Raw genomic sequence first — 2,340 nt, 5'->3', positions numbered from 1 at the left:
CCCGGGTTCTACCCCGGAGCCAGCGTGTGCCCGTTCGCCACCAGTTTCGCCGTTTCCGCCGAAATCCAGCCGGTCCAACCGTAACCTCGCTTCCGGAACACCACGCAAGCGCTCCCCGACCACACCTGGAGTAGGCGCTCACCTGTTCCAGCGTGGCGCCCGCGTCTCCGGTTCAGTTCTCATATCAATCAGGCAAAAATGTTCATTTGAACTATCTGTCCAACAGGCTGGCGTTGTTACATGGGCGCGACCGTGCCCAACGCCCACCGACCGGCTCCGCCGGGACTGCCGTTGCGAATCACCGGATCAATCTACCGTCGCCCCCGCCACCCAACCAACCACCCTCCATAGCGGAATGACATCACCGCTGGCAGCGCCATGGTGAAGGGTCCGCAAGGGGGGTGTTGCGGTTCTCACACCGGGCGTAGATGCGCCATCGCGGCGCACTCGTGCCGCGCGACCAAGATCACTGCGCCTAACGGGACAACCCGGCCCGCGCTCCGAACCCGAGTAGCCGCGCCGCGCACGCGCGCCGCATGCACACGCGCACATCGGGCCACGCAAACAGCGTTCCGCGTGCTGGCGGCGAATCCCAGCAGTTCTGCTTCCGGAGTCGCTGCGGTTCGCCGCGATCCGTCGGAGTTATCGGCGATCTGGACCGGTAGAGCCGCGCACTCGCGCCGGGTCGTAGAGGTGGGATTCCGCGCAGGAGATGGCGGGCGTGAGCGCACGCCCTACCAAGATCACCGCGGCCTGTCGCAACCCGGTCGCCTCGACCTGGTCGGCGATGTCGGTCAGAGTCCCGCGCAGGACGAGCTGCTCGGGTTGGCTGGCGCGGTGGACGACGGCGACCGGACAATCCGGGCCGTAGTCGGCGGCCAGTTCGGCCGCCAGCGTGCGGACGCGGGTGATGGCCAAGTGCAGCACGAGCGTCGCGCCGGTGGCCGCGAAGTTCGCCAGCGCCTCCGGCTCGGGCATCGCGGTCGAGCGGGCGTGGGTACGGGTCAGCACGACCGACTGCACCAGCTCCGGCACCGTCAACTCGGCGCCGAGCAACGCAGCCGCCGCGGCGTAAGCGGGCACGCCTGGCGTGACATCCCACGCAACCCCGTGCGCGTCCAGTCTGCGGGTCTGCTCGGTGAGTGCCGAGTACAGCGACGGATCCCCCGAACACAGCCGAGCAACGTCCTTACCCGCGCGATCGGCCCGCACCAAATGATCGGTGATCTGGTCGAGATCCAGCTGCTGGGTGTCGATCAACGCGGCGTCCGGCGCGCAATACGCCAGCACCTGCGGATCCAGATAGGTCCCCGCGTACAGGCACACCGGCGACGCCCGCAAGAGTTCGACCGCGCGCACCGTCAACAGATCTGCCGCACCCGGCCCGGCCCCGATGAAATGCACGGTCATGCGCCGAGTGTATTGACCGCCGCACAGGCGACACCGGCGACCGAACCCCGAGCTGAGCATCGATCGGCTCGGCGAACCGACGCCGATGCCGCAACTTTGCTGCGAGCAATGTCGGGTAGGTAATCAGGTCTGCGGATCTCGGGGTTTGGCCGTGAAGGGCCCCTGCGGACCGGCATGCCAGGTGCCTCAGCAGATGTAGAGGGCGATAGGGATCTCGCGGGGGGAGCCCGTCGCGCCGGGGATAACAGTGCGTCAACAGACTCGGAAGTCCCGCCGGTAGGCGCCCGGGGTTATCCGCACCTGGGTGCGGAAGCCGCGGCGCAGGTTGACCGCCGGCTGCACGCTGTTCGTCTTCTATCCGGCGGACTGGTGTCGCGATGTGGCCGCTGCACCGACCCGGTGGGCCGAGGGTCAGGCGGTCGCGTCGAAGTGGGCGATGACCTTGGTGGGCCGCACCCGGACCACCAGCTCGCCGGGTACGCCGTTGCGCATGCCGAACTCCTCGGCCCGCTCTGCACCCATATAGCGTCCACCGATCTCGGTGGCGGTGCGCAGCAGTTCGTCCGGATCCTCCGACAGCGTCACGATGCCCTGCACCTGGACCGAAGCGTACGGCCGCCCCTCCAGATCGACGCACACCGCGACCCGCCCGTCCCGCGCCAACGCCTTGCCCTTGACGCTCGACTTGCCGGTATTGAAGACCAGTTCGTCCCCCTCGAGAATGAACCAGACCGGCGTCACCATTGGTCGGCCGTCGGCCGCTACGAACGCCACCTTGCCCGTTCGGGTGCCATGAGAGAGGAACTCGCGAACGTCGGGATCGGAAAGCGAAGCCATCAGCTCACCCTAATAGGCCGACTGCCCGATCGGCCGCAGCGTCAGGGCCGGGAATATCCCGCGAGTGGCACACCATCGAGGGCCGTTCTCGCA

2 protein-coding genes are annotated in these 2,340 nt (G+C 67.6%); both read right to left on the bottom strand.

The window, feature by feature from the left end:
- Positions 1 to 642: 642 nt before the first annotated feature.
- Positions 643 to 1,410: a precorrin-4 C(11)-methyltransferase gene (cobM, locus tag AB0M45_RS07595; RefSeq protein ID WP_364323989.1), complete on the bottom strand. Its 768-nt coding sequence runs from the start codon at positions 1,408 to 1,410 to the stop codon at positions 643 to 645.
- 411 nt (positions 1,411 to 1,821) lie between these two features.
- Complete coding sequence (locus AB0M45_RS07590) at positions 1,822 to 2,247, bottom strand: PPOX class F420-dependent oxidoreductase (protein WP_364323987.1); 426 nt, start codon at positions 2,245 to 2,247, stop codon at positions 1,822 to 1,824.
- Positions 2,248 to 2,340: the final 93 nt, after the last annotated feature.

The organism is Nocardia sp. NPDC051787, from assembly GCF_040681325.1.
Lineage (GTDB): Bacteria > Actinomycetota > Actinomycetes > Mycobacteriales > Mycobacteriaceae > Nocardia.
This window is presented reverse-complemented; position numbering and strand designations above follow the sequence as displayed.